21 protein-coding genes and 1 riboswitch are annotated in these 24036 nt (G+C 64.2%); of the genes, 15 read left to right on the top strand and 6 right to left on the bottom strand.

Going from position 1 to position 24036, the window contains the following annotated elements; all coding sequences use genetic code 11:
- Nucleotides 1–96: 96 nt before the first annotated feature.
- The gene (locus tag ACFMO7_RS12440; RefSeq protein WP_376795807.1) at nt 97–1050 is read left to right on the top strand and encodes a class I SAM-dependent methyltransferase; all 954 of its coding nucleotides are present in this window, start codon (nt 97–99) and stop codon (nt 1048–1050) included.
- A gap of 559 nt (nt 1051–1609) precedes the next feature.
- On the opposite strand, the gene ACFMO7_RS12435 is transcribed toward ACFMO7_RS12440, so the two are convergent.
- The 5 genes from ACFMO7_RS12435 to ACFMO7_RS12415 all read right to left on the bottom strand — a co-directional run bounded on the left by ACFMO7_RS12435 (nt 1610) and on the right by ACFMO7_RS12415 (nt 5600).
- Nucleotides 1610–2482, bottom strand: a complete 873-nt coding sequence (locus tag ACFMO7_RS12435) for a class I SAM-dependent methyltransferase (protein WP_376795806.1) — start codon at nt 2480–2482, stop codon at nt 1610–1612.
- Nucleotides 2472–2705, bottom strand: coding sequence for a hypothetical protein (locus ACFMO7_RS12430; RefSeq protein ID WP_376795805.1), 234 nt, complete (start codon nt 2703–2705; stop codon nt 2472–2474). Before ACFMO7_RS12430 ends, ACFMO7_RS12435 begins: the two co-directional genes overlap by 11 nt.
- A 148-nt stretch (nt 2706–2853) precedes the next feature.
- Entirely contained in the window at nt 2854–3249 is a 396-nt protein-coding gene (locus ACFMO7_RS12425) for a hypothetical protein (protein ID WP_376795804.1), read from the bottom strand.
- Nucleotides 3250–3856: 607 nt separating this feature from the next.
- Nucleotides 3857–4087 carry a LuxR C-terminal-related transcriptional regulator gene (locus ACFMO7_RS12420; RefSeq protein ID WP_376795803.1) on the bottom strand — a complete coding sequence of 77 codons (231 nt, stop codon included), beginning with the start codon at nt 4085–4087 and terminating at the stop codon, nt 3857–3859.
- Between the two features lie 664 nt (nt 4088–4751).
- Entirely contained in the window at nt 4752–5600 is an 849-nt protein-coding gene (locus ACFMO7_RS12415) for a class I SAM-dependent methyltransferase (protein ID WP_376795802.1), read from the bottom strand.
- Nucleotides 5601–6068: 468 nt separating this feature from the next.
- Here ACFMO7_RS12415 and ACFMO7_RS12410 point away from each other — a divergent pair, with 468 nt between their 5' ends.
- The 13 genes from ACFMO7_RS12410 to ACFMO7_RS12350 all read left to right on the top strand — a co-directional run bounded on the left by ACFMO7_RS12410 (nt 6069) and on the right by ACFMO7_RS12350 (nt 21219).
- Complete coding sequence (locus ACFMO7_RS12410) at nt 6069–6806, top strand: SDR family NAD(P)-dependent oxidoreductase (RefSeq protein ID WP_376795801.1); 738 nt, start codon at nt 6069–6071, stop codon at nt 6804–6806.
- Nucleotides 6807–6876: 70 nt separating this feature from the next.
- Entirely contained in the window at nt 6877–8433 is a 1557-nt protein-coding gene (locus ACFMO7_RS12405) for a sugar ABC transporter ATP-binding protein (RefSeq protein ID WP_376795800.1), read from the top strand.
- Nucleotides 8430–9485 (top strand): ABC transporter permease, encoded by a 1056-nt coding sequence (locus ACFMO7_RS12400; RefSeq protein WP_376795799.1) that lies wholly within the window; start codon nt 8430–8432, stop codon nt 9483–9485. Before ACFMO7_RS12405 ends, ACFMO7_RS12400 begins: the two co-directional genes overlap by 4 nt.
- Before the next feature lie 129 nt (nt 9486–9614).
- The gene (locus ACFMO7_RS12395; protein ID WP_376795798.1) at nt 9615–10637 is read left to right on the top strand and encodes a substrate-binding domain-containing protein; all 1023 of its coding nucleotides are present in this window, start codon (nt 9615–9617) and stop codon (nt 10635–10637) included.
- A 126-nt stretch (nt 10638–10763) separates the two neighbouring features.
- Nucleotides 10764–11225, top strand: coding sequence for a VOC family protein (locus ACFMO7_RS12390; protein ID WP_376795797.1), 462 nt, complete (start codon nt 10764–10766; stop codon nt 11223–11225).
- A 298-nt stretch (nt 11226–11523) separates the two neighbouring features.
- The gene (locus ACFMO7_RS12385; protein ID WP_376795796.1) at nt 11524–13599 is read left to right on the top strand and encodes a four-carbon acid sugar kinase family protein; all 2076 of its coding nucleotides are present in this window, start codon (nt 11524–11526) and stop codon (nt 13597–13599) included.
- A gap of 6 nt (nt 13600–13605) precedes the next feature.
- The gene (locus tag ACFMO7_RS12380; RefSeq protein WP_376795795.1) at nt 13606–14658 is read left to right on the top strand and encodes a zinc-binding alcohol dehydrogenase family protein; all 1053 of its coding nucleotides are present in this window, start codon (nt 13606–13608) and stop codon (nt 14656–14658) included.
- A gap of 20 nt (nt 14659–14678) precedes the next feature.
- Complete coding sequence (locus ACFMO7_RS12375) at nt 14679–15617, top strand: ketopantoate reductase family protein (protein ID WP_376795794.1); 939 nt, start codon at nt 14679–14681, stop codon at nt 15615–15617.
- Nucleotides 15614–16420, top strand: coding sequence for an MBL fold metallo-hydrolase (locus tag ACFMO7_RS12370; RefSeq protein WP_376795793.1), 807 nt, complete (start codon nt 15614–15616; stop codon nt 16418–16420). The genes ACFMO7_RS12375 and ACFMO7_RS12370 overlap by 4 nt, the downstream gene beginning before the upstream one ends.
- Nucleotides 16417–17250 carry a fumarylacetoacetate hydrolase family protein gene (locus tag ACFMO7_RS12365; RefSeq protein WP_376795792.1) on the top strand — a complete coding sequence of 278 codons (834 nt, stop codon included), beginning with the start codon at nt 16417–16419 and terminating at the stop codon, nt 17248–17250. Before ACFMO7_RS12370 ends, ACFMO7_RS12365 begins: the two co-directional genes overlap by 4 nt.
- Nucleotides 17244–19268: a hypothetical protein gene (locus tag ACFMO7_RS12360; RefSeq protein ID WP_376795791.1), complete on the top strand. Its 2025-nt coding sequence runs from the start codon at nt 17244–17246 to the stop codon at nt 19266–19268. The genes ACFMO7_RS12365 and ACFMO7_RS12360 overlap by 7 nt, the downstream gene beginning before the upstream one ends.
- Nucleotides 19258–20121 (top strand): class II fructose-bisphosphate aldolase, encoded by an 864-nt coding sequence (locus tag ACFMO7_RS12355; protein ID WP_376795790.1) that lies wholly within the window; start codon nt 19258–19260, stop codon nt 20119–20121. Before ACFMO7_RS12360 ends, ACFMO7_RS12355 begins: the two co-directional genes overlap by 11 nt.
- Before the next feature lie 225 nt (nt 20122–20346).
- On the top strand, nt 20347–21219 hold the full coding sequence (locus ACFMO7_RS12350) for a class I SAM-dependent methyltransferase (protein ID WP_376795789.1): 873 nt from the start codon (nt 20347–20349) through the stop codon (nt 21217–21219).
- 285 nt (nt 21220–21504) lie between these two features.
- A riboswitch (TPP riboswitch) is annotated at nt 21505–21623 on the top strand.
- Between the two features lie 637 nt (nt 21624–22260).
- Here ACFMO7_RS12350 and ACFMO7_RS12345 read toward each other — a convergent pair.
- A complete protein-coding gene (locus ACFMO7_RS12345; RefSeq protein WP_376795788.1) occupies nt 22261–23298 on the bottom strand; it encodes a LacI family DNA-binding transcriptional regulator in 1038 nt (345 codons plus the stop codon).
- 387 nt (nt 23299–23685) lie between these two features.
- Between ACFMO7_RS12345 and ACFMO7_RS12340 the strand changes: the two genes are divergently transcribed.
- On the top strand, nt 23686–24036 hold a 351-nt coding region (locus ACFMO7_RS12340; RefSeq protein ID WP_376795787.1), incomplete at its 3' end, for a DUF2291 family protein.

The raw sequence follows: 24036 nt of genomic DNA, 5'->3' as shown, positions 1-24036 counted from the left end.
CAAGCAGCTACCATTTCTCTACACTCAACAGTGTTCATCGCTCACCGCGTCTCATTCCTCCCTTGGGACGCATGAAGTCACGTGAGAGGAGCAGTCATGCCCTGGTGGTTTAGAACCCGTCGACGCTCCGGCCCTGCCGCTTCCAGCCCCTCCCCGTCTCCTGCCACAGAGCAGGAACGCGCGTCCGTCCGGGTCGGGGTCAGGGTCGGTGAGGTGGCCTTCCCTGGGCGCGCGGACGAGGACACGCGCCGCTATCTGGAGCAGCAGCCCTATCTGCTGCCCAAGGACCTCAAAGAGGTCAACCGACTCGACTTTCAGCATTACGTGCTGCGGGCCATCCTGAAGAACAATTATCTGGTCCCGCTGCAGGCACCGCGGCAGATCCTGGACGTGGGCTGTGGGACGGGCCAGTGGGCCTACGAGCTGGCGCGAGAGTTTCCCCAGGCGGGGGTGATCGGGCTAGATCTGGAGCCAGCCAGGAACACGACCGCGCCGCCGCCCAACTATCGGTTTGTGGCGGGAGATGTGCGAGACGGCCTGCCCTTCGAGGACAACCGCTTTGATTTCGTCCATCAGCGCTTTTTATGGGCGGCGCTGCCGCTGGCGGCCTGGCCGGGAGTCGTCCAGGAGCTGGTGCGGGTGACCGCGCCCGGCGGCTGGGTCGAGCTGCTGGAAGCGAGTATCTATGGGGCCCCTGCTGGACCCGCTCTTGGGCGCTTGCAGGCCATGCTAGGGGAGCTGGCGGCGCTGCGGGGACTGGATGGCTCGGACGAGGTGGTCCGTTCGCTGGATCGCTACCTCAGAGAGGCGGGATTGGTCGAGGTGGAGCGGCGGGAGATCGAGGTGCCTCTCGGAGACTGGGGGGGACGGATCGGCTCGCTCATGGCCCTGGATGGCCGCGAAGCGTGTCTGGCCATGAGTGGAGCGGCGGCGAAGCGCTTTCGGCTGACGCAACAGGAGTATGAGGCGCTGCTGGAGGCGGCGTTTCGGGAGTGCAACGAGCTGAAGACGAGAGGCCGCTTTGTGGCGGCCTATGGGCGCAAGCCGTGAGAGAGAGCAGGCGCCGTTCCCTCCCCGCTCCCTCTTTCTCGCTCTCACCTGATCTGGTCTGGCTTGACCCGATCGGCGCAACAGTGGGCCAGACGCAGACCGCGGCTGCGGCTGCTTCTGCCCCACTCCCCCTGCTGGCAAAGGCAAAGTGGAGCGACTGGGGTGAGCTGGGCTGGGTTGGGCTGGGTACTGGGCAGGACGAGGCAGGCATCTGAAGGCTTTGCTCGTTTGCTCCCTCCCCCGGAGGGGGCTCGGGTCTCTCCCGCTCCCGGTGCTGTCCTGTTGCGAGGAAGTCCCCAGCCCTCCCTCTCGAGACCGGTCCGCTCCGCTCCGGCTTGCCCTGCTGGACTTGCTGGCTCTGTCCTGACGAATCTCTCCTGCCTGCGCAGGCAGACTGGCTCTGACGCCCATGGTGGTGAGGCTGGGAGCGCAGGCGCAAGCAGGGCCGAGCGGCCGAAGAGCAACCCGTGCCCGTGCCCGCGCCCGTGCCAGGAGGACAGCTCCCCTCGTGGTTTCGGTTCGCGGTCCAGGTCCAGGGCCAGCCAGCCAGCCAGCCGGCTTAGTCCTTTCTCCCCCAAACGGTCAGCAGCGTCCACACCGCGCAGAAGTCCTCTTGCTGCATCTGGGCCACCGCGAGCTGATACAGGTGCTCCAGTTCCTCCCGCGTGGCCATGCCGACCTTGACCAGGAATGGCTGCACCAGCTCCAGCCCAATCAGATAGTCTTTAAAGACGGGATAGTGGCCCTCGGTCCCCATCGACCACTCGAGCGCCGTGGCCCGCAGCCGCACCTGCTGAAAGCCGGCCTGGCGCACCAGCCGCGGCAACACCGGCGTGATGCCAACGTGACGTCCGTCTACGGAGAAGCTTTGCCCCGCTCGCTTGAGGGCCTCAGTCCCCAGTGCACTGAAACGTTCGAAGGCTGGACTGGTGGTCAGGGGTGGTTCCGTCTCCGTCAGCCGGATGAGGCCGCCGGGCTTGAGGAGGCGGTAGCACTCGGCCAGCAGCCTCGGCCAGGCCGCTGGCAGCATGAAGCCAAAGAGCAGCCGCCCGTTGATCAGATCGAAGGAGGCGTCCGGAAAGTCGAGCGGCTCCATGACATTGCCTACCAGGAAGCGCACATTCTCGAGTCCACGTGAGCGTGCCTGCGTCCGGGCATGCTCAATCACCTGGGCACTCAGGTCAATTCCGACAACCTCGGTCCTGGGAAACCGATAGGCCAGTTCTAAGGCCCAGCCGCCCGGCCCACAGGCCAGGTCCAGCACCCGGCCCGCTTCGGGCAGCCCGATACCCTCCTCGGGCAAGAGGCCCCCCATCGCCTCGGTGAGCAGCCGATCCTGCTGCATCAACCGTGCCAGCTCCCCGGCGTTCTCCGGATCGATGATGTAGGTATTCTGACTGTCCGCTCGCGTCTGCCGCTCGTCAGTTGCCATAGTTCCTCTCTTCCTTGATTCCTGTGCTGCACTCATACCGATGCATCACTGCCGGAAAGAGTCCCCCCATCCCGCGCGTGAGCAGTTGGTCCTGCTGCATTGGCCGCGCCAGCGCTCCAGCATGCCCCGGATCGATCACGTAGGGGTGCTTGGGCTTGTCCAGAGAGACTCCTTTCGCCAGTCGAGCGAGATTCCCCACACAGAGAGTATAATCAATCCACATGCTCGTTGTCTGCCCTCTTTCTTGATTCGGAGCCATTGCCAGGCAGTCCTCATCGGGTCGGTCGGGTCGGGGAGGCTGGCCAGCGCTGTCTGCCCAGGTGGATCAGGCCAGAGACAGGCAGTCCTGGCCTTCCCCTGTTCGGTTCGGTTCAGGGGTCACCTCGCCTTGCCGCGGCCCAGCCCGGCCCGCCGCGCCGTCCCGTCCCAGTGAGGACCGGCCCCCGCGCCGAGCCGAGCCGAGCCGAACCCGAGCAAGGCCCGGATCCCTTTCTTGCTTCCTCTCCCCTCCCTTCGTTGAGTCCCTCGCGCCTCGGCTGGAAGCGTCGCCCTCTCCTCAGTCGCCCGAGCAGTGGCGCCTCCAGCAGGAGCCGCCACTGCTCGGCTGGCAGCCGCTCGTCAGGCGCGGCGTGCTTCCTCCAGCGCCGCAGAGACTGAGCCGCGAGTCCCAGCAGCCACAGCAGCGGGCGCACGTCGGCCCCTGCCACCAGCAGCCCGGGACTGGAGCCGTCCCGCGCCTGCCAGAGCTTGCCCAGGGCAAACCCCAAGGTCTCCTCGCGGGTTTACCCCTCCCTGGCCTGGGGCAGTCGTCCTTGCCAGAGCTGGAGCGTCTCGGGGGAGAGCTGTGTCAGCAGGAGCTGCTCGAGGGCAGCCAGGATGACCGGGGCAGGCTGCCACGGGGACAGGGGCCCGAGCGGCAGGGGCCCGTACCTCGCCAGAGGCGGACCCGACGCCGACCGGTCTGGCTGCGGCGAGGAAGCGGCTGGCCCCGCTTGCTCCGGCTCCGGCTCCAGGGTTCCTCCCCAGGCGCCCGCGCCGAGGAGTCGGCTCGCCGGCGGGGGGCCGCTGTGGGCTTGGGCCGGAGGCGGGACAGCGCTCCGAGCCGGGAGGCGGGACACCAGTCGGAGCCGGTCTCGGGGCATCCGTCTCGCTGCCGGACTGCTGCTGTGGCAGTCCCACTGAATGGGCGGGTGGCAGGGGCTAAAATGCAGTGGCCATGCATGGCCTCCCTCCGTTGCTCTGTGTGATCTCGCGGGGAGCTGTCTTCTGCAAGGGCCTGGCTGTCAGCCCAACAGAGCAGCTCGCCTCTCTTCAGACGTTGGGCGGGTTGGAGTCTGGGTCCGCGCTGGCGCAGCGGTCGGCAAGACACTGCTCCTAGAGGACACGCTCCAGCCGCTCGGCGCGGGAGCGAGAGCGGACGTCCAGCCGCTCGCGCAGCCGAGAGAGGTGGCCGCGCACGGTGCCGACGGTGATGCCCAGGCGGGCGGCGATGGCCTCATCCTCTCTCCCCTGGCGCAGCAGCAACAGGATGGCCCATGCGCCCCGGCGCGGCGGTCCTGGGTCCTGAGGCCCCCACCTGCGGCGAACGGCTCGCTGCTGGCGCATCGCTTTGCTGCCTCCTGTGCTGTCGTCGGATGCGGCCTGTGGAGCGGGCTAGCCCGGCTGTTCCCGGCCCTGGCGCCACGCCTGGCAGAGGCAGCACGGGAAGCCGGCTCTGGTCTGGCGATGCCGGAGCGCTTCTGGCTGGCCTCATCGGAAGCGCCAGGAGCAGGCCCAGGCCAGGAGCAGGAGCCAGGGATCCGGCTCTAGCGAGCAGGCGCCAAGCCAAGCCCTGTGCCAGGGTCAGCAGAAGCCCCTTAGCCAGCGGGCACGGCTGTCCGGTCTCTGCCTGAGGGAGCAGGGCCGTCTCCTCCGTGCGGCGCTGGTTCCGGCGCGTGCTCTCGCGTGGAGATGGCTGGGCTGCCTGGGGCCTGAGGGGGAAGCCGCTCCCACGGGCAGCGCTCTGCGTCCGCGCGGGCTGATCCTGCCCCAGGTGGGAGCCAGCCCCGGACAGGACCCCTCAAAGCAGGACGGGCTGGGCGTGAACCGCTGGCAGGAGCTGCTCGCTGCCGCTCAGCTCGCAGCCCCTCTGGCGCTCGCCCGACCCCCACGGCTGCCGACAGCCTTCGCAGCGGCAGCTGCCGGGTGCCCGCCAGCAGCCGGCCACGGTCTGGGCCTGGCCCGCCTCCCTCCACGTTCTGGTGGTGTCTGAAGGAGTGGGGGCGGCGGCTCATGGGTGCTGCCCCCAGACGGCCATCCCGCCACAGCCGGTCTGATACTGTTCCCGCTCCACCGGCAGGGCGGCCAGGGTTTGTTCGATCTGCTCCAGGGGGACCTGGTTGACGCTGGCCAGCAGGTCCTGCTGGAAGAGCGGAGCACCGTACCGTCTGCCCGAGAGCGGGGCGACAAAGGAATGGACCACCGGCTCCAACCCCAGGGCACGGAGCCAGACGGGCAGGTGGGGGGGAGCGTCCAGTTGCAGCCCGCGACGGACGGCCAGGGCCTCGAACCAGGTGCGGGCCTGCTGGTGGTGTGGTCCCTCGTGCAAGACCTGACCGGTGGCCTCGACCAGTTCGAGCCAGCCCCCTGGGGCGGTGACGCGCAGCAGGTTGCACAGGACCGCAGGCCAGGCAGTGATGGGAATGGTGGGAATGGCCGCGGCCAGCAGGCGCTGATGGACGTAGCTGAACTGACCAGCGGGGAAAGGGTGACCGGTGAGCAGGTCTGCCTGGACGGCGCGGCAACGGGCCGGGAGAGGCCAGCGGAGCAGGGAGAGGTCCTTGTCCAGGGCGACCAGTTGGGCCTGAGGCCAGCGGTGGGCGGCTTCGCGCAGCCAGATGCCGGTGCCGGCTCCGACGTCGAGGATGGAGGTCGGTTGCTGGACGGGGGCCAGGAAGGAGGAGCCGAGCAGTTGGCGCAGGGCAAAATGCTGCAGCTCCAGTCGGCGCTGTTCCTGGCGGCTGCGGGGCAGGAGATAGGGGCCGTCGGGGCCGGGACCGCCGCTGTCGAGAGATCCGTTGGGCGGGTGGGTGACGCCAGCTCCGAGTAGCCGGGCAGGCCAGGGCCAGGACCAGCCCATGGGCGCACCTCCGGGAGGCTAGCCGGATGCGGGTAGCATGGGTAGCGCGCCCATGGGCGCCCTGGCAACGCCGTGGAAGGATGCACCCATTGCAGCAGGGGAGCCAAAAGAGCGCCGTGCTGATTATGCTGGTGACGCTGGGGAGTGCTGCCCTAACCGGAGAGCAAGGAGCGTTATACACAGCCCCATCGGGCCAGACCAGAGATGAATCGCCGACTGTGTGCTGTCCCCCCTCTCTTCTCTCCTGCCCCACGGGAGAGAAGAGAGGTCTTGCTGGGACTATCAACTATGAAACCCTTGACAGCGCTCCCCCTGGCGGGTATACTTGCACTATCGTCACTGGTCGACCAGTAGACCAGTAGACCAATCTGAGCTGCAGCAATGAGAGCGAAAGGGCAGGGTTGCCTCGGCGGGTGAGCGCAAGAGGCCGCCAGGTCCAGCGAAGGGAGCGCCAGGAAAGGGGTAGTCATGCTACTTGCCGGTCAGATTGCTATTGTCACCGGAGCTGGCAGAGGGATTGGGCGCGCCATTGCCCTGGCCTATGCCCGCGAAGGAGCCAGCCTGGTCATTGCCGAGAAAGACCGGGAGCCGGCGCAGGAGGTAGCGGAGAAGATTCGCGGTCTGGGGGGACAGGCTCTGGTCATTGAGACCGACGTTGCGCAGGAAAGCTCAGTCAATGCGATGGTGGAGCGCGTTCTCCGCGAGCTAGGCACCATTGACATCCTTGTCACCAATGCTGGCATTCAGCGTCGCTATTTCGTCCATCAGCTTCCCACTGCGGAATTCCAGGCCATGCTTGATGTCAACCTGCTAGGCACCTTCTACTGCTGTCGTGCGGTCCTACCGACCCTTTATGCGCGGCGGACCGGTACGATCCTCATGATCGCCTCCGACTCGGGTCGGCGTGGCTATGCCTACAATGCCGCCTACTGCGCCAGCAAATTTGCTGTCATTGGCTTCATGGAAGCGCTGGCCGACGAAGCGCGGGCCTACGCGGTGCGCGTCAACGCCCTCTGTCCGGCGGGAGTCAAGACACGCATGAGCGAAAGCGTCACCTGGGGAGACGGCAGACCTCTGCGGCTGGAGCACTTTATGGAGCCCGAAGAAGTCGCTGACGTCGCTCTCTTTCTTGTCGGTCCCGGCGCACGGGCCATTCACGGCCAGGCCATTCCGGTCTATGGCGGCGTCACCTACCGGCTGGAGTAGCACGCGTGCCAGCGGGACGGGGTGCAGCGCCTTCCCTTTTGACAGCAAGCAGCACAGCTGGAGGAAGAGCATGATGGAGCATCCAGCGGCAGCCCCGGCCAGCCGGGCCACGGGCGTGCCACGTCTGCAAGTGCGGAGGGTCAGCAAAACCTTTCCTGGCGTGCAGGCCCTCAAGCAGGTTTCGCTCGAAGTTTGGCCGGGAGAGATCCATGCGCTGGTCGGCGAGAACGGCGCCGGCAAATCCACTCTCATGCGCCTGATCGCCGGCGTCGAGACTCCTGATGAGGGGGAGATTCTCCTCGACGGGCGTCCTCTCGGCCACATCGACGAAGATCAGGCGGGTCGACTCGGCATCAGCATGGTGCATCAAGAGCGCAGTCTGGTTCCAGGACTGAGCATTGCCGAGAACGTTTTTGCCGCCAGGCAGCCCACCCGCTGGCTTGGAACGATCGACTGGGCCCGCATGCGTCAGCGCACGCGCCAGATCTTGCGCGAGCTGGCGGTTGATCTACCCCCCGACCGGCTGGTTGGCGAGCTATCGCCGGCCCAGCAACAGATGATTGAGATCGCCAAGGGACTATCGCGCCAGTTGCGCCTGTTGATCCTTGATGAGCCAACCGCTGCCCTGACGCTGGCTGAAACCGAGCATCTCTTCGAGGTGGTGCGTCATCTGGCGGCGAGCGGCGTCTCCGTTATCTACATCTCTCACCGCCTGGCGGAGGTTTTCCGCATCGCCGAGCGCATCACCGTGCTCAAGGATGGCAGCGTGACCGGCGTGCGCGCCGTCAACGAGGTTGATGAAGCCGAGCTCGTCCGGCTGATGGTGGGGCGTGAGCTCTCCTTTGAGCCGGATCAGCGCCGTGTCAGCGAGGCTGCGCCAGTCGTGCTTCAGGTAGAAGAGGTCGCCGCCCCGCCGGCGGTGCGCCAGGCCTCGCTCACTGTGCGGGCTGGTGAGATCGTCTGCCTGGCCGGCCTGGTAGGGGCAGGACGCTCGGAGCTGTGTGAGGTCATCTTTGGCGCTCGCCCACGCAGCGCCGGGCGCATCCTGCTGGCAGGCAGGGAGGTCCACTTCCGCCACCCGAGCCAGGCGCGCGAGGCAGGCATTGGCATGGTGCCAGAGGACCGCAAAGAGGACGGACTCTTTCTGGACATGTCGCTCAGCGACAACCTGGCTGCCGCTAACCTGTCCGCCCTCGCACCACATGGACTCCTCTCCCGCCGCCGCGCTCGCCGATTGGCGGAGACCTACATTCGCGACCTGCGCATTGTTACTCCCCACGCCGATCAGCTTGTGCTCAACCTCAGTGGCGGCAACCAACAGAAGGTGCTGCTGGCCCGCTGGTTCGCGCGCCAGCCACGCCTGCTGATCATCGACGAGCCGACGCGGGGGGTTGACGTTGGTGCGCGCGCCGATATCTACCGGGTGCTGCGCGACTTCGCCGCCAGCGGCATGGCTCTGCTGGTCGTCTCTTCGGATCTCCCTGAAGTCCTGACACTGGCACATCGAATCGTCATCATGTCCGAAGGTAAGACAGTCGCTGAGCTGGACGCTGCGGAAGCCGACGAACAGACCATCCTGGCGCTGGCCTCGCCTGGCGCACACAAGAGCGAGGAGAGTGCATCATGAGTACATCGCATCTGCCCGAGACCCGCAGTTCCCTCGATGCTGCCGCACCGGCAGTCAGAGGCGTGGTTGGCGTAGCGCCGCGGCGCACCTTCAAACGGCTACTGATCGCTGCCGGCTGGCGCCTTGTGCGTTCTCGCCCGCTATTACTTCTTATACTTATTTTACTGCTATCATGCTTCATGGCCTACTTGTATCCTCTTTCATTTCTCTCGCTGGACAATTTTTCTGCGGTGTTGCTCAACGCCTCGCAGTTCGGCATTCTGGCAGTAGGCATGTCCATTCTGATGATTGGGGGCGTCTTCGACCTCTCTATTGGCTCCACGCTCGCCCTCTGCGGTGTTGTTGTCGCCGTCCTCATTGCCTATGCTCATCTGCCGGTTCCGCTGGCGATCCTGCTAGCCCTGGCTGTGGGAGCCCTGGCCGGTCTGATCAATGGCCTGATCGTCACTCGCATTCGCATCAATGCTCTTATCACGACCCTGGCCACGGCGGGCATCTACCGTGGCGTTACTCAGCTCATCTCAGGCACTGGCGTTTCGCCGATCAGCGACGCCTTTGCCCGCGTTGGCCAGTCGGTCTGGCTAGGCTTTCAATCCCCATTCTGGGTCATGGTACTCATTGTGGCCGCTGGCATTTGGGCGGTAGGCCAGACGCGCTTTTTCCGCCAGTACTACTACGTTGGCGCCAATGAACGAGCTGCCCGCCTCTCGGGAATCAGAACCTCGCGTCTGATCCTGATCGGCTTCGTTATCATGGGACTCCTCGCTGGCGTTGCTGGCGTCCTGAACGCGGCACGTTTGAATGCGGCGGTTGTCAGCGCTGGCATAGGCGTGGAGCTGCAGATCATCACGGCCACCGTCCTGGGCGGGGCCAGTCTCAAAGGGGGTGAAGGTACTGTTCTGGGCGCTTTTCTTGGAGTAATCTTCATTGCTCTTGTGCAGAACGCCCTCATTATCCTCGACGTCGATGTCTTCTGGCAGAACATTGTCATCGGGATCGTCCTGCTGGTCGCCGTCTCACTGGACCACTGGAAGGAGGTCCGGCGCAGTTGAGTGCGGGTGGGCGGAGTTGGTCCGCCTGGGACGATGAGTCCTGCTGGACCATCTCAGCCTGCCAGGCGACTCAACCCAAGCCAGTACCGGGCGTGCTCAATGAGAACACGAGGAGGAAGGAAGGAAGACATGTACCGCTATTTTGCCGGATGGTGCCGCCGCCTGCTGCCGGCGCTGGTCCTGCCTTTGCTCCTGATCGCCTGTACCTCACCGGAAAACAGCCCATCTGCCGGGGGGAGTCAGAGTCGGAGCAGCTACGCCAACGAGGTCTACTACTGGATCTCTCAGAACTCCACGCTGCCGCTCTTTGTTGCCCACGATCAGCCGGCCCTGCGGGCAGCGGCGCGTGAGCTTGGGGTCAAGGTGAGAATTGCTGGCCCCACTACGATTGATCTGCCAGCCTTTATTGCGACCATCAATCAGGTCTGCGCCCAGCATCCGGCAGGCGTGATTGTGGTTGGCTGGGATCCTTCCCTCACGGCGGCCGTCAACCAATGCATTGCTGAGCGCGTACCAACGGTCACCGATGATGCCGATCTGCCGGAGTCGAATCGGCTGGCCTTCGTGGGTACCGACTGGTACGACATCGGCGTCGCCCAGGCCCAGGCTATGATCAAGGCCACCGGCGGCAGTGGAGAGGTGGCCACTCTCTCCATCATCAATGCCGACAATATGAAGGAGGCGGTGCGTGGGTTCACCGATACCCTGCGTAGCACCAATCTGCGCATTGTGGCCAACGAGGATGACGGCGGCGATGCCTCGCAGGCGGCCTCAAAGACGGCCTCGCTCCTGGCGGCCCATCCCAATCTGGTGGGCATCGCTGGCTTCGACTCGGAGAGCGGCGCCGGCATCGTCCGGGCTCTGGAGGAAGCCGGCAAGGCTGGCAAGATCAAGGTTACGGCGATGGAGCAGACGCCGGCCTTCTTCCAGACGATTAAGAAAGGTGAGGTGCAGGCCATCATCATTCAGAAGCGCGAGCTGTTTACCTACTACGCCCTGAAACTGCTGGTGGATTTCAATCACAACGGGCTGCACATTGCCGGACTTGATCGCTGGGCCGCGCCGCCCATCCCGCGCATTGTCAATACGGGCCTGCTGGTCGCCACCGCCGATAACATCGACGATATCATCAGCCACCTGCCGAAGCAATAAGCTGCGGTGGAGCAAGGGGTGTGGGCGCCGACCTGCTTGACGGCGCGCAACCTCGTGATTGTCCGTCCTGGTCAGCGGGCCACGAAGCAGGCGCTCACGCCCCAGAAACATCTAGCTGGAGCCTGCATGAGAGAAGAGCACAACGAGAACGCTATGTTTGAACGGATCGATCATATCGGAATCGCCGTCTGGGACATCGAGGCGGCCCTGCCCTACTATCAAGAGGTGCTGCAGCTCCGCTTCGTCTCGACGGAGGTCTTGCCGGAGGTTGGTATCCGCCTGGCCTACCTGGATGCCGGCAATACCTTTATTCAGCTCGTCGAGCCGTTGACCTCGCCCACGATCCGGCGGTTCCTGGAAGAGCATGGGGAGGGATTGCACCATATCTGCTTTACGGTGGCTGATCTCCCCACGGTGCTCCAGCAGTTGACTGGGGAGGGTGAGGCGGCCATCTTCGCCGGAGGCCGCCGTCGGCGCTGCGCCTTTCTGCTGCGGCACCCCAGCGGGGTCACTATCGAGCTGACCGAGCGCGTCCCTTACGGTGATCCGCCGCTGGCGCAGGAAGGCACTAATGGCCAGATGGGCTGATTCTTATCTCTCTGCTCGCTAGCCATTGGCTTGCGGCCATGGCCTCGGACTGTCGCTTACTGTCCGCTCACGTCTGCCCTACCTGGCGGTCCACCGCCGTGCTACCATGCTCGGGGCAGGTCACGTGATAGAGTATTGACCGGCGGTGACGGAGACAGCTATCTTACCACCGAAACGGTTGATTTCTGGATTCCTATCAGGAGCAAGTGCTTTCTTATGGAGAAAAAGTCTCTGGCCTGCAACACGTTCGCATGGTGGTTCCATTCTCCGCGTTCCAGTACTAGAGGGAGGTAGGGCTATGGCGGATCTACTCGGTTCCTGGCCGCAGCGGCTGGCGCGTGATCGGCGTCGTGTGATCATTCTGGATGATGATCCTACGGGCACGCAGACGGTGGCAAACGTCGAGGTCATCCTGCAGCCGGAGCGCGAGGCCTACCGCCACTTTTTCGCCCAGAGTGAGCGCGCCATTTACATTCTAACCAACACTCGTGCTCTGCCACGCGAGGAGGCCGTGGCGCGGGTGAAGCAGATTCGGGCCGAGGTCAGCGCGGTCGCTCAGGAGTACGGTTGCGAGGTGGCTTTTGTGTTGCGCGGGGACTCTACCCTGCGCGGCCACATCTTTGCCGAAATGGAGGCCCTGGCGGGGTCGGCCCACGATTGGGTGGGCCTCTTCGTGCCAGCTTTTCCGGAGGCTGGGCGCATCACCCTCGATGGCATTCACTATCTGGTTGTGGACGGCAAGCGCGTGCCGATGGCGCAGACGGAGTTCGCCCGTGATGGCATCTTCGGCTACCAGAGCGAGCGGCTCAACGACTGGGTAGCCGAGGTAGGCGCGGGTCATGAGGCGATCCTGCTGCCGCTGGCCCAACTGCGAGCCGCCGGGCCGGCTCTGGTCCATCAGACGCTCCTGGCGGCCCCTCCTGGGGCGATCGTGATTCCCGATGCTGAGACCCGCGCCGATCTGGAGCTGGTGGCCTGGGGGCTGCTGGATGCGGAGGAGGCCCTGCGCGCTGCGGATTCTCCACGGCGCCAGATTGTGGTGCGCTCCGCCTCCAGCTTTGCCGCCGTCCGCGCCGGTCTGCACGGACAGAGCATCCGCTCCCTTGGGCAGAACGACTACCGTCTGCTCGTGGTCTGCGGCTCCCACACGCAGGCCAGCTCGGCGCAGCTGGTCCGCCTGATCGAGCGCACGCTCTCGCCGGTGGTCATTCCCACCGATTGGCTGTTGCGGGAGGGCAAAGAGGCGGTTGTACCGCGCCTGGCTCAGCAACTGGTGCTGGACCTGGATGAACATAAGTTTGCCATCCTGACCACCGAGCGGGTGCGTCGGCCTGAGCATGCATCGCTGGCTCACGGAGCGCAGATCATGGAGGCCCTGAGCGAGACCGTGGCCCGCGTGGCGGAGCATGTGGAGGCCCTGATTGTCAAAGGAGGCATTACCTCGGCAGAGGTCGCTGTCAAGGGTCTGGGGGCACACCTGGCGCGCGTGCAGGGCCAGCTTCAGGAGGGGGTCGCTCTTTGGGAGCTGCTCCTCCCAGATGGCCGCTCGCTTCCCTACGCAGTGGTGCCTGGCAACGTGGGGGAGGAGCGCACGCTACTGGAGATCGCCCAGAAGTTCCAGGCCGCTCCCCTGCGTCCTCTGACCCCTCTGCAGCCCATTGAGCAGCGTCCACTGGTGGCCGAGATCACTCAGCGGCTGCTCGACTATTTGCTCTCGGGCGATCTCAAGCCTGGCAGTCGCCTTCCCTCGGAGCGCCAGCTCTCGGAGGCTCTGGGCATGGGACGCTCGACGCTGCGCGAGTCGCTGAAGGCCCTGACGCTCCTGGGCCTGCTCGAGGTACGCCAGGGCGACGGAACCTATCTGCGCCGCGCTGACTCAGCGCTGCTGCCCCGCGTGATCGAGTGGGGGCTGCTGCTGGGCGAGAAGCGCACGATGGATCTGGTAGAGGCCCGTCTCAAGATAGAGGTGGCCATTGCCGAGCTGGCAGCTCAGCGCCGCGACTCGTTCGCCGTGGAGGAGCTGCGTCAGCTGCTGGAGCGTATGGGGGCCGCCGGCCACGACTATCAGGCGTTTGTCGACGCCGATGTCGCTTTTCATCTGAAGCTGGCTGAGATCGCCAGAAACAGTGTTCTGCGCGATATCCTGTCCAGCATCCAGGCTCTGTTGCGGGCCTGGATCATCCGCGTCATTCAGTCAGCCGGCGATACCGATTTTTCCTATAGGGAGCATCTGGCGATCTTCACAGCGGTCGAACAGGGTGATCCGGGGCGAGCCGCGGCGGCGATGCAGGCCCATATGGATTCGGCCCGCAGCCGCCTGCTGGCGGCGATCGCTCAAGAGCGGAGTCAGCGCCAGACCAGGAAGGAGGAATGAAGAGCCATGCGTGCTGTGGTCACCGTGGCGCCCCAGCAAATGGAGCTGGTGGAGGAGGCCGCGCCGATAGCGGGGCCGGGCGAAGCCCTGCTGCGTGTCGAGGCGGTAGGTCTCTGCGGCTCCGATCTGCATCTCTATCTGGGTGACCATCCCTATGTCACCTACCCTCAGGTGCAGGGGCATGAATTCTGTGGCACCATCCTCGCCTTTGGCGAGGGCTACAGCGGCCCGTTGCGCATCGGGCAGCGCGTCGCCGTTGAGCCACTGGTCCCCTGCGGCTCCTGCTATCCCTGCCGCCATGGGCGCCCCAACTGCTGCACCCGTCTGGCTGTGCTGGGGGCCCATCGGCGCGGCGCTCTGGCCGAGCTGATCGCTGTGCGCACCACCAGCCTCTACCCGGTCGGCGACCTGGATGCCGAACTGGCGGCGCTGGTTGAGCCTGTCTCGATCGGCCTGCACGCCGTGATCCGGGGCCAGGTAACGGCGGAGGACCGTGTGGTGATCTTCGGTGCAGGTCCCATCGGGCAGGCGGTGCTACTCGCGGCCCGCGAGCGCGGGGCGCAGGTCCTGGTAGTCGACAAGCTGGAGCGGCGGCTGGCGCTGGCCCACCGTCTGGGGGCGGAGGTAGTGATCAACGCCAGCCACGAGGATGTGGCCGCTGCCGTCCTCTCCTGGACCGACGGCGATGGACCGGCGGTGATCTTTGAGGCCACCGGTGTGCCGGCGGTCATTCGTCAGGCGGTCGAGCTGGTGGCCAGTGCCGGGCGCATCGTGATCATCGGACTCTCGAATCAGGAGGTCTCGCTGCCAGTGGTGGAGTTCACACGCAAGGAGCTGACCGTCCTGGGGTCGCGCAACAATGCCGGGATCTTCGCCCAGGCGGTGGAGCTGGTTCAGCGTCAGCGCGCTGCGGTGCGCGCCCTGATCAGCCATCGCTTCCCGTTGGAGGAGACACCGCGCGCGCTGGCCTTCGCTCTGGAGCATCCTACTGAAGCGGAGAAGGTGCTCATTCTGGTGGGTCCAGCGGCCACTGGCCAGGCACTCAATCAGCAGGCTTGAAGGGAAGGAGCGAAGGAACCATGAAGATTGCAGTGATCGGCGGCGGAGCGATGGGCAGCGTCTGGGCGGTCTTCCTGAGCCGGGCCGGACATCAGGTGACAGTGGTCGATGTGGCCCCTCCCGTGGTGGAGGCCATCAGGGCGCAGGGACTGAAGCTACTGCGAGCCCCGCTGGCCGATGCCCCTCTGGAGGTCGAGGCGCGGCCTGGAGCGGCAACCACCGGCGCCGGGCTGGGGCGGGCTGAGGTTGTCTTTTTCTTTGTCAAGGCCCATCACATGCCGGGCGCCATCGAGCTGGCCCGACCGCTGATCAGCGAGGAGACGACGGTGGTCAGCCTTCAAAACGGCTGGGGCAATGCCGATCTGCTCGCCGCCCATTTCCGCCCCGAGCAGCTCGTGGTCGGTGTCACCTATCACAGTGCCACGGTGCTGGCGCCGGGAGTGGTGGCCCATCCGGGGACGGGGCCCAGCATTGTGGGCCCCTATCTGGTCGCGGGGAGCCTCGCGCGGGCGCAGCAGATCGCCAGGCTGTTGCAGGAGGCCGGGCTGGAAACCACGGCGCGCGAGGATGTGCGCAGCGAGATCTGGAAGAAGCTGATTCTCAATGCCGCCACCCTGCCAACATCGGCGCTGACCGGACTGCCAGCGGGCCAGCTCGCCGAGCCGGGGCCGCTACTGGACCTGGTGGCCGCTGTCACAGCGGAAGCAGTGACCGTAGCCCGCGCACTGGGCTACCAGATTGACTACGCCGAGCGCTTTGAGCGGATCTGTGCCGTGCTGCAGGGTGCCGGAGCCGCGCGCTCCTCGATGCTGCAGGATGTTCAGGCCCGGCGCAAGACCGAGATCGAGGTGATCAACGGCGCCGTGGTCAGAGCCGCTGAGCAGCTCGGCCTGGAGGTGCCGCTGAACCGCGCCCTGGTGGCGCTGATCGGCGGTCTGGAAAGGAGTTGGCAGCTATGACAACACGGCTGACCTTTCTGGGGGTTGCGGGCTATGAAATCGCGGGGCCGCGCTATCGCATTCTCATCGATCCCTTTTTAAGTGGCAATCCGGCGGCCCCGAGGAAGCTGGAGGAGCTGGAGCCGCCCGATGCTATCCTCGTCTCACACGCCGCCTTTGACCATTTCGGCGATACCTATACCATCGCCGCCCGAACAGGGGCACCGGTGATCTGCGGCGGCGAGGTGCGAGCTTTGCTGCTGGCCTTAGGCCTCCCTTCGGAGCAAGTGCGCGCCGTGGTGTGGGGACTGGTCCTGCGGCTGGGCGAGCTGGTCGTGCGTCCGGTCGAATGCCACCACTGGTCGCAGGCCACCTTGCCCGATGGCAGTCTCGTCTCAGGAGTGCCGATGGGCTTTATCGTCGAGCCAGAGCCAGATGTGCGTATCTACCACTACGGCGACACAGCTCTATTCAGCGATCTACGGCTAATCGGCGACCTCTACCGGCCAACGATCGGCCTGCTCGGCTGTACGCAGCCGCAATTGCTCCTGCGCCAGGTGCCGGGTCCAGGCGAGCTGCTCACGGGAGAGATGTCGCCGCGTGAGGCAGCTCTGGCCGCTGAGTACCTGGGCCTGCGCCTGGCCGTTGCCTCGCACTATCTTGATCTCGCCAATCAGGAGGGCAACGAGTATCGTGATGTGCAGGAATTCTTGCTGGCCGTCCACGAGTTCGATCGCAGTGGTCAGCGCCAGGCTGTCGCCCTCATGCCGGGCGAGTCGCTGCTCATCGACGGGGATCACTATCTCCGGGAGACTCTACCATGAAAGTGGTTACCTACGAGCATGAGGGCCGCCGCGGTGTGGGCCTGCTGGTGCGCAACGGCGTCATTCCAACGGACTACAGCGATATGCTTACTTTTCTCCGCTCCGGCGAGGAAGCCCTGGCCGCCGCGCGCACCGCGCTCACCAGTGGGCGACTGCTGCGTCACCCTCGCCTGCTGGCCCCTCTGGCGACGCCCGGCAAGATGCTCTTCAGCGGCGTCAACTACCGCAGCCACCTTGAGGAGAATCCCACGGCGGTGCTGCCGGAATACCCGCAGGTGTTTGCCAAGCTTCCCTCTGCCATCATCGGGCCGGAGGAGGCGATTATCCTGCCCACACCCGAGAGCCAGGTCGACTACGAGGTCGAGCTGGCCGTTGTGATCGGCAAGACGGCCCGTAAGGTTGCTCGCGCCGAGGCCTTGAATTACGTCTTCGGCTACACCGTCGTCAACGACGTCAGCGCCCGCGATGTCCAGTTTCGCGACCAGCAAATCACGACGGGTAAGGGCTATGATACCTTCTGCCCCTTGGGGCCAGTCATCGTGACCGCTGATGAGATCCCTGATCCGCAACGTCTGCGTCTGGCCAGCTTTGTCAACGGCGAGCAGCGCCAGGCAGCGACAACCGCAGAGATGATTTTCGGCGTCGCCGAGCTGATTGCTTTTCTCTCGGCTCACATCACGCTCTATCCCGGCGACGTGCTCTCGACGGGCACACCCGCCGGCGTGGGCTGCTTCCGTCAGCCGCCGCTTTATTTAAAGGAAGGCGATTGCGTTGAAGTCGAAGTTGAGGCCATCGGGCGCCTCAAGAATACGGTGGTGCGAGGATGGTAACACTCTCACGAAACCTGCTGCTCTACGGAGCGCAGCAGCCACCCGCTGAGCCGCTGCCACTGCGCGCCGGCCCTCTGACCCTGCTCTACGAGCAAGGGATGCTGCGCTCGCTACGGCTTGGCTCCCAGGAGGTGGTACGTGCGATCTACGCCGCGGTGCGCGACCATAACTGGAACACTATCGAGCCACAGCTCCATTCCCTGACCATCGAACAGGCTGCCGACGGCTTTCTGATCCAGTTCCGCGCTGAACATGTCAGCGGCACGGTTGATTTCTCCTGGGATGGCTCTATTCGCGGTGAGGCCGATGGAACCGTTACCTTCGCCTTCCGCGGCCAGGCACGGCGAAGCTTCCTTAAGAACCGCATCGGTTTCTGTGTGCTCCACCCGCCCGCATTGGCTGGCCTGCCAGTGGAGATCGAGACGCCGCAGGGATGGAGACAGAGTCGCTTTCCAGAACAGATCGCCCCTCATCAGCCGTTTCTGGAGATGCTGGCCATGCGCCACGCCGTGCCAGGCCTGCCCGACCTGCAGCTGGAGCTGCGCTTTGAGGGTGATCTCTTCGAGACCGAGGATCAGCGCAACTGGACCGATGCCTCGTTTAAAACCTACTGCACGCCTCTGGCGCTTCCCTTTCCCGTACGGGTGGAGGCCGGCCAGCGGATCGAGCAGCGCATTGTGTTACGCCTGCTCGGCAAGCGTCCCTCTCTGCCGACGGCAGCGACGGTCTCCCCCGCAAGCGCAGAACCGTCTTCTCTGCAGCTGACAGTGACGCTCGCCTCGCCAGCGGCGCCGGCGCAGCAGACGACGCTACCGCCACTTGGGCTGATGTATGCACCAGAAGCCCAGCCGCTCAGCCGGCCCGAACTGGAACGGCTGGCCGCGCTACGCTTGAGCCACCTCTGGCTGGAGCTGGACCTATTGGAGCCGGCCTGGCGCCAACGGCTAGTCATGGCCGGTGAGCAGGCGCGGACCCTGGGGCTGCCGCTGGAGCTGTCGCTGGTCTGCGGCGCTGCCGGCGAGGGTCTTGCTGAGCTGGTGACGGCCCTTGCCGACCTCCGTCCTCCGCTGGCACGCCTCTTCTGCTTCCTTCGGACGTCTCACGTCACTACAGCTCCGCTGGCCCGACGCCTCCGCTCCCTGCTCCAGCAGACCGGTATCGCCGTTCCCCTGGGCGGGGGAAGCCGCGCCAACTTTGCCGAATTCAACCGTGCGGAGTTACCCCTGGAACTGCTGGACCTGGCAGGCTACCCCATCACACCCCAGGTCCATGCCTTCGACTGGCGCACTCTGGTCGAGAACCTTGAGGCTCAGTCCGCGACTGTCCGCAGCGCCCGCGCTATCGTCGATCCTCTGCCCCTCAGTGTCGGCCCTGTGACGCTGAAGCCGCGCTTCAACGCGGTCGCGACCGCGCCGCCAGGGCCGCCGGAGCCAGGTCGCCTGCCAGAGGACGTTGATCTACGTCAGCTCTCGCTCTTTGCCGTTGCCTGGACGCTCGGCAGCATCGCGCAGCTTGCTGCCAGCGGAGTCAATTGGCTCACCTATTATGAGACCTTTGGCTGGCGGGGCATCATGGAGCGCGCGAAGCCCGATTACGAGAAAGCTCCTTTCCCATCATTACCCGGAGCGCGCTTCCCGCTCTTCTACCTCTTCGCCGATCTGGGCGCCTTCGCTGGCGCCACCCTGCTGCCCGTCACGGGCCTTGATCCGCTGGTCTGCTCTGCTCTGGCCCTACGCCGGCATGAGCGTCTACGCCTGCTGCTGGCCAATCTCACTGCCAGCTCCCAGACGGTACGGCTGCGCCTGCCGCCTCTGCGCAACCAACGGCTCTCGATGCTCGATGAAACAAACGTGGAGCTGGCCCTACTGCCAGGCGAGACCAGCTCTCGCCAGCAACAGCCGCTACCCGCGACGATGGAAACCGCCGCGGCCATGACAGCTACCGTGCGTTTGTTGCCCTGCGCCTATGTCTGCATCGATGGTGAGCTGGAGCCCACGAAGGAGCGCCATGTTGACTGAATTCGCAACCTTACTCCAGCAGGAGCGTTCTCGGAGCGGAGCCGCCGTAGCCTTCACCTGCTATGGCTTCGAGACGGCGGTGGCCGTTCTGCAAGCTGCCGAGAAGGCCGGGCGTGGCGTCATCCTGCTCATCAGCGCACAGTCCTACGCCGCGCCGCAGGGAACCTATCTGGTTGAAGGCCTGCGCGCCCTGGCCGCCCAGGCCCCAGTACCCGTCTGCCTGCAGCTTGATCACCTGCGAGAGCTGGAGCAGATCGAACGTGCTTTCCAGCAGGGGATCGGGGCGGTCATGGCCGACGGCTCCCACCTCCCCTTTGAAGAGAACCTGGCTTTCACCCGCGAGGCGGTCGCCCTCGCGCGGCGCTACGGGGGAGCCATCGAGGCCGAGCTTGGCCGCATCGAAGGCGACGAAGAGAGAGCCGAGGCCGTGCGTGCCGGCGCCCTGACCGATCCTGAGCAGGCGGCTTCCTTCGTTGAAGAGGCCGCTCCGGCCTGTCTGGCCGTCTCTATCGGCAACGTTCATGGCCTCTACCAGCGTGAACCAGCCTTTGACTGGGAGCGGCTCACTACCTTGCGGGCGCGCTTGCGCCTGCCCCTGGCCCTGCACGGGGCCTCGGGCCTGTCAGACGCCTTGCTCCAGCGGGCCATTGCCCTGGGAATCGGCAAAATCAATGTCAATACCGAACTAAGGATCAACTATTTCGAGGTGCTGGCGCAGCGGCTCGAGACCTGCCGTCCAGGGGCGCGCCTGCTCGATTTGCAGAGCGCCTTGATCGCCGCCCAGCGCGCCACGGCCCTGGCCAGGCTCCAGGCTTGCCAGCTAGCAGAAGTCGGGCCCCCTGATTCTCCTTAGCAACACACTCTCCGCCAGGTGCACAAGCAGAGCCCTCTGCAGAGGCCATGCAAGGACTCCAATTGAATCTGCTCTAGAGCAGCCAGCCTGGCTTGCCAGGGGCCAGGCGAGCTGTTATCCTACAGATAGAGAACAAGCGGCTTCAGGTTGACAGCTCTGAGGAGAGGGGATAGACAGAGCTGAAGGCGCCTTACTCTGACAGGATAGCGGAGAGGAGCAACGATCATGCAGAGCAGAGAATTCAGTCATGAGACAGTGCAAAGTACCTATCCCATTGATCCTGGACAGGTCGCTGAACTGGCGCGTCTGCTGCAACAGGATCGCCTCGTCACGGAGGCGATGGGGGGCCTCTTCCCCGAAGGGCAGATACTACCGCCAGGCGGGCGTGTGCTCGATCTGGCCTGTGGTCCGGGTGGCTGGGCCCTGGAAGTCGCCTTTCACTTTCCCAGCAGCGAGGTCATCGGTATCGATCTCAACGCCAGCGTCATCGAGTTCGCCCGCCTCCAGGCGCAGAGCCGGGGTCTGGCCAACGTTGAGTTTGCTGTCATGGACATCATGCAGCCCCTGGCATTCGCCGATGCCTCGTTCGACCTCATCAACGGGCGCTTCCTCTTCAGCTTCATGCGCCCCTCAGCCTGGCCGCCGCTACTGGCCGAGTGCCGGCGCCTGCTGAAGCCAGGCGGCATCCTGCGCCTCACCGAGACCGAGGGGCCGCTGACGACCAGTCCGGCCACCGAGCGCCTTTTCGCCCTGGGCTATGCCGCCCTCAAGCGCGCGGGCCAAAGCTTCTCTCCTGATGGCGGCCACATAGGCATTACTCCGGTCCTGCCAGCGCTGCTACGCCGCGCTGGCTTCCTGGATGTGCGCCTGCGGGCCAGCGTCGCCGAATGGTCGATTGATGCGCCGCTCCACTACGCCTTCTTCAAAGATGAAATGGTGGCCCTGGAGCTGGCTCGCCCCTTCCTTGTCAAAATGGGCATGGGAACCGAGGAGGAACTGCAGCGGCTCTATCAGCAAGCCGTCGCCGAAATGCAGGCCGAGGACTTCTGTGCCATCTGGACCTGGCTGACCGTCTGGGGGTGCCAGCCGGCCAGCTAGCTCCTCATAGACTGCACTGAAAGAACAACCCTGGGGCTGGAGCAGCAATGCCTGTACCATGACCAGCCACAGACTTTTCTGATAGTCTAGAAGGGCACGATTGCAGAGCCTGTCCGACGGCGGCTGGCGATTGGCCAGGAGGCCGCCGATGTGATATTATCCCAGCGTGATATCAACTATATATCGAGAACGACAGGCCAGGCAGAAGTTAGCTGAATGGATCCGCCGGTAGTGGCTCTGTTATGCGGCTGCCTGACCGCACTCGGGGGAGAGGGGTCGGACCAGGAAGGGAGCGAGGGAAGCCGGAGAGCCGGGTTGAGAGTGCGACCCTGCCATGTCGCAGACCCCGCAGTAATCACCTGATCTGGATCATACCAGCGGAGGGAGCGCTTTCTTCTCTCGCCACTTCCTCTTCGCCCAGCGCGCTTCAGCAGGGGGCAGACAGGAAGGTGTTTCCCTCCTGGACTGGGAGCGGCCTTTTTTATAGGGCTGCTCGAGAAGGAGAGCGAGACCATACAAGCACGGACCTATGAAGTTGTAGTCATGGGGCGGGCAGCGTCGGCGGGGCCACGGTCTCTCGTCTGACGTGTGCCGGGCTGTGTGTGGCCCTGCTCGATCGCGACGCGCACCTATGGATGAGGTGCCTGTCTGTGAGAACCTGGTTCAGCGTGGCACCCCTCCGCCCGTGACGATGGGGGACGAGACCGGATATCGGAGGGCTAAAGCGGAGCTGGACCGAAGACAATCGTGGTGTTTTTTTCCTCCTGTGGGAGAAGCCTGTTTCCCTTTTGCCTGAACCAATCTCCCTGTGGTAAGGCTGGCAGGGTAGTGCCTGGGCTGTCTCTGGCTGATCCCATCGATGGGGTGGTTGGGTGGCCGAGGGCTGGTAGAGCGATCTTCTCCTGGCATGTGCTGAGCCTGGGCCCACTGGAGGAAGCCCGTTCCTCTTCAGCAGGAGTCTCTAGCGAGGGGGAGACCTCACAGCGCTTTGGAAGGCTCGGTAGGGGGACCGGTATATCTACGGAGTAGGGGGGCGGGAAACTATGCATCTTTAGCAAGGAGAGATTCGCTAGAGCGAGGACGAGAGGAACTGCGAATCTGCAGGGAAGGAGTCAGGATGATTTCCTGACGGGTAAAGTGGCTCGCGGGTGTTGGCTGCAGGCGTTGAAGGAGGCGGAGTGCTGCAGTACTGCCCAGCTCATAGACAGGCTGGGCGATGGTCGTCAGCGAGATCGCGTTCAAATGAGCCCAGGGTGTCTCGTCGAAGCTTACAAGAGCCATGTCCTGCGGGATACGGAGGCCGCGTTCCTGGAGCATGTCTAATGCTCCAAGCGCAATCAGGTTGTTTCCTAGAAAGAGGGCTGTCGGAGGCTCTTCCAGGTCAAGCAGTTCACGTGTCAGGATCCGGCCTGTATTTTCTTTGAACGGACCTGTACGGACTAAATGGGGATCATAGGGCAATCCAGACTCCTCGAGAGCACGACGATATCCCTCAAGGCGCTCGCGCCCTGTAGTTGTTGAAAGCGGCCCCGTAATGATCCCTATACGGCGATACCCATTGGCGATCAGATGCAAAACAGCCTCGCGTGCTCCGCGAACATTATCAACGAGTACAGCATCAATGGCTTCATCCTTGACACGACGGTCAACAGCAACTACAGGGATGTGGTGCTTGTGGAAAAGACTTATAGCTGGCTGATGCTCACGAGTAGGAACTACGATTGCTCCAGCAACTCGCTCCGCACAGAGTACCTCGATGTATTGCCGCTCCTTCTGAGGGTTCTCATCGGAGTTGCAAAGGATGACACTATAGCCCCGCTCGTGAGCAACGTCCTCAACGCCGCGCACCAGCGCGGTGAAAAAGGGATTCTGGATATTTGTAATGAGCAACCCAATGATGTTGGAGCGGTTGCCTCTCAGGACTCGAGCAGCTCGGCTGGGCTGATAATGAAGCTCCTCGGCAGCTGCTCGTACCCGCGCTGCTACTTCAGGAGTAACGAACCGCGTCCCATTAAAGACCCGTGAAACAGTCGAAATAGAGACACCAGCCCGCTTAGCGACATCTTCAATGGTGGCCATTGCTTCTGCCCCAACCTACGTTCGTGAGAAAAGGTTTTCTTAGTAAACCTTTCTCTATAATCATTAAAATGCTTGAGAAAAGGATTTCCTCTTAATAGAAATCCACAATAGACTCACCCAAAGAACGACACCTTCTTGGGGAGAATATACCTCTTCGACATTCACTCTGTCAAGACAATAGCTCAATCAAAACCCGCTCCCTTGACAGGAAAGCGAGGAGCATTTTATCATTACAGAGTGGTCGTGAAAACCTTTTCCTATTCCTCGGATCCTTGAAGGACTCTTGGAATGCGTTCTCTCTTCATGATGAAACAGCTTCATAGCCAGGTGTGGTGATGCTGGCTGGTGTGAGTGGAAGCCTGGCCTCCAAAGGCTGAGTGAGTTAGCATGTCACATGCTCGTACGTTGATATCCCTCTTCATCTGCAAAGAGGCCAAGAGAGGGGCCAGTGCCTGGACTGCCCAACCGAGAAGAAGGTACCGCCTGGGCCGCAAGGGCCTAAGCGGTCTGGCCTGCCTGCTCTGTCTGCTGCTCTCGGCCTGCAGCCTCTACACGGTGCGGCCACTCAACGCCAGCAGCAGCTCTGGAGGAGGGGGCGGGGGCGGGGGCGCCCAGCCCTTTGATCCGGAGCGCTACGTCAACCAGATCTGGGCCAGCCGCGTGGTGCCGACCGTGGTTGCGCAGGCGCACGATGCCAGCGAGGTGCTGGCCGCGCTCAAGGCCAACCAGCAGGCGGCC

It is taken from the genome of Thermogemmatispora sp. (assembly GCF_042408735.1).
Lineage (GTDB): Bacteria > Chloroflexota > Ktedonobacteria > Ktedonobacterales > Ktedonobacteraceae > Thermogemmatispora.
The sequence above is the reverse complement of the archived record's forward strand: the minus strand, read 5'-3'. Positions and strand labels throughout refer to the sequence as shown.